Below are 8557 nucleotides of genomic sequence, written 5' to 3'. Positions count from 1 at the left end.
GGGCGGGGCCGGGGTCGGGCGGCTGCTGGGCGAGGGCCGCTCCTGAGAGGGCGAGCAGGATCGTCAAGGCGAGGGCTGGGCGCATGCTCGGACCGTGTCGGCCGCGTCTGGCGCGGCAGACGACTGTGGTCTCGGCTCGCGGGCTCGGTCAACCGTGGCTTTGGTCGCGGGCGGGGCGGCTGATTCCACAGGCGTCCACAATCATCCACAGGCCAAGCTGCTGGCCCGGCGTCCGATTCAGGTGACCCGCTGAAACGGTTTGAACATGTTCCTGTTATGTTCTTATCGTCCGGCATGATCGGAGCACGCGGAGATGGGGCTGGACCCTGCGAACCAGACCGGGCGGGATCCCGCGCCGGGCAGCCCCCGGGAGCGGCTGGCGGCGCTGCGGGCGCGCCTGTCCGCGTCGGCCGGTCCGGCAGCCCCGCCGTCGGTCCTGTCCCTGGATCTGCCGGCGATCGACGCGCACCTGCCCGGCGGCGGTCTGGCGCTCGGGCCGCCGCACGAAATCGCCCCGGCCGAGCCTGCGGACGCGATCGCGGCCCTGAGCTTCGCCCTGGCGCTCTGTGCCGCCCGGCTCGCCCGCACGCAAGGCGCGGCGCTGATCGCCGCCGCCCCGAACCAGCCGTTGCCCCACGGGCCCGGCCTGGCCGGCCTCGGCCTGGATCCGGCCCTGCTGCTCCTGCTGGAAGCGGGCGGCGACGCGGAGGTGTTCCGCGCGCTCGAGGCGGCGCTCCACGCCCGCACCTTGTCGGCGCTCGTCGGCCTGGTTCAGGACGGCCTGCCGCTGAAGCCGGGCCGGCGCCTGCAGCTCGCCGCCGAAGGGGGCACGGAGGGCGACGGGCCGCCGCTCGTGCTGATCCTGCGGCCCGCCGAGGCCGGGCTGCCCAACGGCGCCGCCACCCGGTGGCGGATCGCCTCGGCTCCGGCCGCCCGGGACCGGTTCGGCACCCTCGACAACCCGCGCTGGCGGGCGCGCCTCGATCGCTGCCGCAACGGCCGGGGCGGCGACTGGCTTCTGGAGTGGGACCATGCCGCGCATCGTCTGCGTCTGCCTGAGCCATTGGCCCGTGACGCGGTTGCGGCGGGCCGGTCTCGCGCCTGACCGGGGCCCGCTCGCGGTGGCGGCCGAGGGGCCTGGCGGCCTGCGGCTCCTCGCCCTCGACCCGGAGGCGGGTGCCCTCGGCTTGAGGCCCGGCGAACTCCTGGGCCGGGTCCGGGCGCGGATCGGCGTGCCGCTCCAGGTCTACCCCGCCGATCCCGAAGCCGACCGGGCGGCGCTGCTGCGGCTCTGCCGCTGGGCGGAGGGCTACGCCCCCGGGGTGGCGCCGTTCGGGCCGGCCGAGGCCGCGGACGGGTTTTACGTCGACGTCGCCGGGGCGAGCCACCTGCGCGGGGGCGAGGCCCCCCTCGTGGACGACCTCGCCGGGCGCCTCGCCCGGTCGAAGATTCCCGCCCGGATCGCGCTGGCCGACACCCCCGGCGGCGCCTTCGCTGTGGCCCGCTTCGGCGCCGCCGACCGGGTGGTCGTACCCCCCGGCGAGGCCGCCCGGGCCCTCGGGGGGCTGCCCGTGGAGGCCCTGCGCCTCGATCCCGGCACGGTCTCGGGCCTGAGGCGGCTCGGCCTGCGCCGGGTCGGCGAGATCGACGCCCTCGCCCGGGGGCCGCTGGCCCGCCGCTTCGGCGAGGCCCTGCTGCTGCGCCTCGACCAGGCGATGGGCCGCCGGCCCGAACCCCTGGCGCCGCTCACCGAGGAGGCCGCGTACCGGGCCGCCCGGGGCTTCCTCGACCCGATCGGCCGGCAGTCGGACATCGTCGTCACCGCCCGGCTGCTGATGGCGGAGATCGCCCCCCGGCTGGAGCGCGACGGGGTCGGCGCCTGCGCCCTGCGCCTCGTCCTGCACCGGGTCGACGGGGTCACGCGCGCCCTCGATCTCGGCCTGTCCCGGCCCGAGCGCTGTCCCGAGCGCGTCGCCACCCTGGTCTCCCTGCGCCTCGACCGCCTCGGGGCGGCTCTCGACGCCGGCTTCGGCTTCGAGACCGTGGCGCTCACCGTCACGGTGACCGGGCCGATGACGGCCCGCCAGACGGATCTCGGGGCGTCGCCCCAGGGGGACGGGATCGGAGTCCTGGCCGACGCCCTGGCGCAGAGGCTCGGCCGGCCGCTCCTGCGCCTCGGGGCGCGGGCGAGCCACCTCCCGGAGCGCGCCGGCCACACCCTCCCGTGGACTGCAGACCCGACGCCCTGGCCGGACCACCTCCCGCCCCGGCCCCTGGTGCTGTTCCCCCGGGGCGAGGCCGCCCTCGACGTGCTGTCCACGGTGCCCGAGGGACCGCCCCGGCGCTTCCGCTGGCGCGCCCGGATCCACGCGATCGTCCATGCCGAGGGGCCGGAGCGGATCGCGGCCGAGTGGTGGCACACGCCCGGCGCGCCCGCCGCCGGCAGGGATGCCGACGCGGCGAACGGGGGCGCCTCCGGCCAGGCCCGGGACTATTACCGGGTCGAGTGCGCGGCCGGCCGAAGGCTCTGGCTGTACCGGGACGGGCCGCACGCCCCCGGCCGCCCGGCCGCCTGGTTCGTCCACGGGGTGTTCCCATGAGCGATCCCGCCTACGCCGAACTCGCCCTGACCACGAACTTCTCGTTTTTACGCGGCGCCTCGCATCCGCAGGAATACGTCGTGCAAGGCGCAGCCTACGGGCTCGCCGCGATCGGGGTCGCCGACCGCAACACCGTGGCCGGGGTGGTGCGGGCCCATGCGGCGGCCCAGGCCCTCGCGGCGGAGGGCGTGGCGATCCGCGTCCTGCCGGGCGTGCGCCTCGTCACCGAGGACGGGTTCGAGGCCGTGACCTATCCGGTGGACCGGCAGGCCTGGGGCCGCCTCTGCCGGTTGCTCACCCAGGGCAACCGGCGCAGCCGCAAGGGCGCGTGCCAGTTCTCCTTCGCCGAGATGCTGGAGGCCGCCGAGGGACAGATGTTCATCGCGATCCCGCCGGGCCGGCGCCCGCGGCCCCCGGACGGCTTCCTCGGGCGGCTCGAGGCCCTGGCCGCCGCCGCGCCGGGCCGGACCTGGCTCGGGGCGAGCCATGCGCGGCGGGGCGACGAGCGCCGCCGTCTCGGCCTCCTGGCCGAGCTGGGGGAGACCTACGGGGCGCCCATGGTCGCGATCTCGGATGCGCTCTACCACCATCCCGACCGGCGCCCGCTCCAGGACGTGGTGGCCTGCATCCGCGAACGCTGCCGGATCGGGGAGGCCGGCTATCGGCTGGAGGCCAACGCCGAGCGCCACCTGAAGCCGCCCTCCGAGATCGCCCGGCTGTTCGCCGACCATCCGGAGGCGCTCGCCCGCACGGTCGAGATCGCGCAGGCCTGCACCTTCTGCCTGTCGCAGCTGCACTACGAGTATCCCGACGAGCCGGTGCCCCCCGGGCGCACGGCCCAGGAATACCTGGAGGAGAAGACCTGGGAGCGGGCGCGCTGGCGCTATGCCGGCGCCGTCCCGGACTCGGTCGGGGCCACGCTCGGCGAGGAGCTGCGGCTCATCGCCAAGCTGGACTACGCCCGCTACTTCCTGACCCTGTTCGACGTGGTCGAGTTCGCCCGGAGCCGGGGGATCCTGTGCCAGGGGCGCGGCTCGGCGGCCAATTCCGCCGTGTGCTTCTGCCTAGGCATCACCGCGGTGGACCCGTCCAAGCACCGGCTGCTGTTCGCCCGGTTCATCTCCGAGAACCGGGGCGAGCCCCCCGACATCGACGTCGATTTCGAGCACGAGCGGCGGGAGGAGGTGATCCAGCACCTCTACCACCGCTACGGGCGGGAGCGTGCCGCCCTCTGCGCCACGGTGATCCACTATCGTCCGCGCATGGCGATCCGGGAGGTCGGCAAGGTCTTGGGGCTCACCGAGGACGTGACCGCGGCGATCGCCGACACGGTCTGGGGCTCCTGGGGCAAGGACGTGCCGGACAAGCACGTGCGCGAGGCCGGCCTCGACCCCGACAACCCGGTGCTCCGGCAGGCGCTCGACCTCGCGCACCAGCTGATCGGCTTCCCCCGCCACCTGTCGCAGCATGTCGGCGGCTTCATCCTGACCCGCGGGCGCCTCGACGAGACCGTGCCGGTGGGCAACGGCGCCATGGCGGACCGCACCTTCATCGAGTGGGACAAGGACGACATCGACGCGATCGGCCTGATGAAGGTCGACGTGCTGGCGCTCGGCATGCTGACCTGCCTCAAGCGCGGCCTCGATTTTCTGGAGACGGACCACGGCGTCTTCTACGAGACCCTGGCCGACCTACCCCGGGAGGATCCCGACACCTACGCGATGCTGGCGAAGGCCGATTCCGTCGGCGTGTTCCAGGTCGAGAGCCGGGCGCAGATGTCGATGCTGCCCCGCCTCAAGCCGAAGGAATTCTACGACCTCGTCGTCCAGGTGGCGATCGTGCGCCCGGGCCCGATCCAGGGCGACATGGTCCATCCCTACCTGCGCCGGCGGTCGGGGCAGGAGCCGGTTGTCTATCCGTCGCCCGACCCCGCCCACGGCGATGCGGACGAGCTGAAGGAGGTCCTGAAAAAAACCTACGGCGTGCCGCTGTTCCAGGAGCACGCGATGCAGATCGCCATCACGGCGGCGGGCTTCACCCCGGCCGAGGCCGACGGCCTGCGCCGGGCGATGGCGACGTTCCGGCATGTCGGCACGATCGGCGGCTTCGAGCAGAAGTTCGTGGGCGGGATGACCCGCCGCGGCTACCCGGCGGATTTCGCCCAGCGCTGCTTCGCGCAGATCAAGGGGTTCTCTACCTACGGTTTCCCGGAGAGCCACGCGGCGAGCTTCGCGCTCCTGGTCTACGCCTCGGCCTGGATGAAGTGCCGGCACCCGGACGTGTTCCTGGCCGCGATCCTCAATGCCCAGCCGATGGGCTTCTACCAGCCGGCCCAGCTGGTGCGGGACGCCCGCGCCCACGGGGTCGAGGTGCGGGGCGTCTGCGTCAACGCCAGCGCCTGGGACTGCACCCTGGAGCCGGCCGGGGATCCGAAGCTGCACGCGGTGCGTCTCGGCCTGCGCCAGGTGAACGGCCTGCCCGAGGCCGCGATGCACCGGCTCGTCCGGCTTCGCGCCAACGGCTATGCCAGCATCGAGGGCCTGCAGGCGGCCCTCGCCTTGCCACGCAACGCCTTGGAGCGCCTGGCCGAGGCCGATGCGTTCCGGTCGCTCGGCCTCGATCGGCGCGCGGCCTTGTGGATGGTGCGGACCCTCGAGGGCACCTCGGCCCGGAGGGCGGCCAAGGCAGACGGCACCGAGCGGCGCGGCCACCTCCTCGACGCGCCGCTGCCGCTGTTCGCCTGGCACGCCGACGACGGCCTGTTCCGGCACGAGCCGAACGTGGACCTGCCCTCGCTGCCCCTGTCCGAGGCGGTGGCCGAGGATTACGCCGCCACCGGCCTGTCCCTGCAGGGGCACCCGGTCGCGTTCTTCCGGGGCCGGCTCGCCCGGATCGGCGCGATCCCGGCCCGGGCCCATCAGGACCCGGCCCTGCCCCAGGGCGCCCGGGTCACGGTGGCGGGCCTGGTGCTGATCCGCCAGCGGCCGGGCACCGCCAAGGGCGTGGTGTTCCTGACCCTGGAGGACGAGACCGGCATCGCCAACGTGATCATCTGGAAGACGGTGTTCGAGGCGAACCGCCGGGCCGCCATGCAGGCCCGTTTCCTCGCCGTGCGCGGCCGGGTGCAGCGAGCCGAGGGGGTGGTCCACTTGGTCGCCGAGGGATTTCGCGATCTGACGGAATCCCTGCGCGACCTGCGCGCCGCCGGGATGAAGCTGCCCCCCGAGACCACGGATTTCGGGGCGCCTCAGGACCGGCGGGCGTATCCGAGCCGGGATTTCCATTGAGCGTTCGACCGAGGACGCCCGCCGCGAACGCGCGCGCAGCGACGCGACCGAGCGGCGGATGACAGACGCTTGGCAGCGCCTGCCGGCGACCCGATCGAGGCGTACACGGTGCTCCTAGGATCTGCCGAAAAGCGGATAGGGGCCCCGATCAGCCTCGACCAAGTGGACCCGCATCGAGTTGTTCGAGGATCCGCGTCAGCGTCGCACGATTGTTTTTATCGTCTGCGTTTTCGAGTGCATCTTCCAACACGAGCCGGATATCCTCGGCCTCGACTTTCTCCATGTCCCAGTTCGGGTAAAGACGCTCTCGTTCTTCTTCGCTCTGGCTCAGCGAAACGATGTCGTGATGCCGCTTGTCGCGATGCAAAATCGCGATCAGGTTCTGGATCTTGGCGGCCGGCCCCTCGATCCACTGGAAGAAGACGCCGCTGCCGAAAACCAGCACCCCGGTGATGCCGTGTTCGAAATTGTTGCGCTGGGCCGTCTCGACGATGCGGCAGACTTCGGCGTCGTCAACGCCCTCGGCGGCACGACTGCAATAGACAAAATGGTAGAGTTTGGGCAGCGCAGCTTCGTCTAACTCGACGCCGCGCGGGATGCCGTATTCGTCGAACATGAGTAAGCTCGCTTGATGTGTGACACTGTAATCAAGCCGCGACCTCAATCGGACCCGCGCCCGCATATGCGGGGCGGTGCCGGTCCAATCCGGTCGAGACTCATACGTTGCGGATCGCTCAGCGGTTCATGAGTCGCGAAGCGCGTCGCCGCGTTCGGGTTCGGCCGCAAGCCGCTCGAAGACTTTCAATGCTTGCACAGGAGTGGCCCGGTCTATCGCGCCGTTCGCGACTTCAGCTTGTGACCACATCCAAGATCGGGCCGGATCGTCACGCATGGCCCAGCGCGGGAATAATCGGTCCGTCACAGTGTGATAGGACAATCGCCTGATCTCCAAATGCCGGTCGTCCCGTAAGATCCGAGCATAGGTGTCATCCAGCGCTTCGGCCGAGCCCTCCAACAACTGTATGTAGACATCGGCCCTACAGATGAGGGCGCCAGTGATCCCATCTCGCGCGTTGCATCGCCGCGATTGCGATAGGATGCCGTTGAGCATCGCTTGGTCAAACCCAAAGGGGCGTGAGGCATAGATGAGCTGAACGACAGACATGGCTGCTGGATCCTATCGGGCCGTCGGATTGGTTCGGATCGGTAGAGAGATCTACGTTCGGTCGTTCGCAGGCTCGAAGGCGGATGTGAGCAATCTCTGCGCGAGCAGAACCGCGGTGGGTGCATCGACCGCCGAGGCATCGGCGCCGACCCGTTCGACGTATTCGGGATGCTCCAGGAAGACGGGTCCCCCGACCATGACGCCGATCGAGGGGTTGAGCGACGCCCGTCGTACCGCCTGGATCGAGGCGGCGAGTTGATCGAGATGGCTCTCCCGGCTCAGCGTCAGACCCACGACGCCGAACCGCTCCGAAGCGACGAGATCGGCGATCTCCTGGGGGCTGGAGGCAAGCCCGCTATCCGCATGCCAGCCGGCCTTCCGCATGAACTGTTCGACGATGGCCAAGCCGAAGGTGTGAAGTTCGCCCGGTGCTCCCATCAGGAGGATGCGGCGACCGCTATCGTAGGGCGCGACGCCTCCGTCCGTGCGGAACGTGGCCAACAGGAACTGGAGTTGGGCGAGGCCGGCCGTGACCTCGATGAAGTCGCACAGATCGTCGTCCCACATGCGCCCCAGCAGGGCCGCCGAAGGTGCCAACAGGTCGAGGAACAGGTCGTCGACGGAATATCCCTTGGCCGTCAGGGCGGTGAAGGCGTCCATGAGGGCCGTGACGTCGTGCCCGAGGATCAGGTCCGTGAAGCCCGCGACCGTTTCCGCTTCCAGCTTCGGCAGGACGTCCGACCGGACCTCCCTCTCGCCGCGATCGACCAGCATCATCCGCGGGATGATGTCCGTCTGAACGATGCGGCCAAGCGCTAGGGTCCGGTGCCGTGCCTCGTCGACGGATCTTCGTCGTGCATAATCCTCCCGGGCATACGCCGCTTCGGCGATCCCCTCCGTGATCAGATCGGCCCACTCTCGGTGGGGTGATCCCTGATCCAGCATTGCCTCCTCCCCATGGTCCGGGGTTGGCATCCCCGTTTGTTATTGACCGTCGTCGGCGAGTACGGGGCGCAGGAGAGACGCAAATGCGCGCGTTGTAAAGGAGACGACTCTCCTACCGCGCTCGCCCGATATCAGCAGTTTACGGCGGGCAGAGAAGTACAGCCGTCAGGCGGGAGATACAGGTCTTCGAACGTCCGCCCCTCGTCGACCGCAGCCTCGGGCGGACCGACTGCTCCCCAGCCGTTGTAGACGGCACCAAACGTCGGATCCCGTCTCGGCGCATGAAGACGCAGACCCATCGACCGCCACGCCGCCCTTGACAATGTTCCTATTTTGTGCTCATTAGCCGTCACCTGTCCTTCGGCGCTGTGGGGGTGACTCCACGGCGCTCCTCGGGGGTCCGTCCGGTGGCTGACCGGCGGGCTCGGGGGACGGGGCGATGCCCGCGTCGGTGGCTCTCAGCCGCCATCGCCCCGGGCGGCGTGCCGATGCAGGGCGTGTCTCGGATACGGGCGTGAAGATCGGGCGGTAGTCTGCCCGGCGGGGTGCGGAAATGCCCC

General features: G+C 71.0%; 6 protein-coding genes. 3 read left to right on the top strand and 3 right to left on the bottom strand.

Features of this window, described 5'->3' with window-relative positions:
- The first annotated feature begins 313 nt into the window (after positions 1–313).
- Genes FV242_RS30880 through FV242_RS30870 form a run of 3 tightly spaced genes read left to right on the top strand, consistent with a single transcriptional unit; the run spans position 314 to position 5887 of the window.
- Positions 314–1105 (top strand): ImuA family protein, encoded by a 792-nt coding sequence (locus FV242_RS30880; protein WP_147941590.1) that lies wholly within the window; start codon positions 314–316, stop codon positions 1103–1105.
- The gene (locus FV242_RS30875) at positions 1032–2600 is read left to right on the top strand and encodes a DNA polymerase Y family protein (protein ID WP_246692968.1); all 1569 of its coding nucleotides are present in this window, start codon (positions 1032–1034) and stop codon (positions 2598–2600) included. Before FV242_RS30880 ends, FV242_RS30875 begins: the two co-directional genes overlap by 74 nt.
- Entirely contained in the window at positions 2597–5887 is a 3291-nt protein-coding gene (locus FV242_RS30870) for an error-prone DNA polymerase (protein WP_147910607.1), read from the top strand. Before FV242_RS30875 ends, FV242_RS30870 begins: the two co-directional genes overlap by 4 nt.
- 148 nt (positions 5888–6035) lie before the next feature.
- Here FV242_RS30870 and FV242_RS30865 read toward each other — a convergent pair whose 3' ends face one another.
- The 3 genes from FV242_RS30865 to FV242_RS30855 all read right to left on the bottom strand — a co-directional run bounded on the left by FV242_RS30865 (position 6036) and on the right by FV242_RS30855 (position 7997).
- A complete protein-coding gene (locus FV242_RS30865; RefSeq protein ID WP_147910606.1) occupies positions 6036–6503 on the bottom strand; it encodes a BLUF domain-containing protein in 468 nt (155 codons plus the stop codon).
- 126 nt (positions 6504–6629) lie between these two features.
- Complete coding sequence (locus tag FV242_RS30860) at positions 6630–7052, bottom strand: BLUF domain-containing protein (protein WP_147941589.1); 423 nt, start codon at positions 7050–7052, stop codon at positions 6630–6632.
- 51 nt (positions 7053–7103) lie between these two features.
- Entirely contained in the window at positions 7104–7997 is an 894-nt protein-coding gene (locus FV242_RS30855; protein ID WP_147941588.1) for a B12-binding domain-containing protein, read from the bottom strand.
- Positions 7998–8557: the final 560 nt, after the last annotated feature.

The sequence above is a fragment of the Methylobacterium sp. WL64 genome, assembly GCF_008039945.1.
GTDB lineage: Bacteria > Pseudomonadota > Alphaproteobacteria > Rhizobiales > Beijerinckiaceae > Methylobacterium.
The sequence above is the reverse complement of the archived record's forward strand: the minus strand, read 5'-3'. Positions and strand labels throughout refer to the sequence as shown.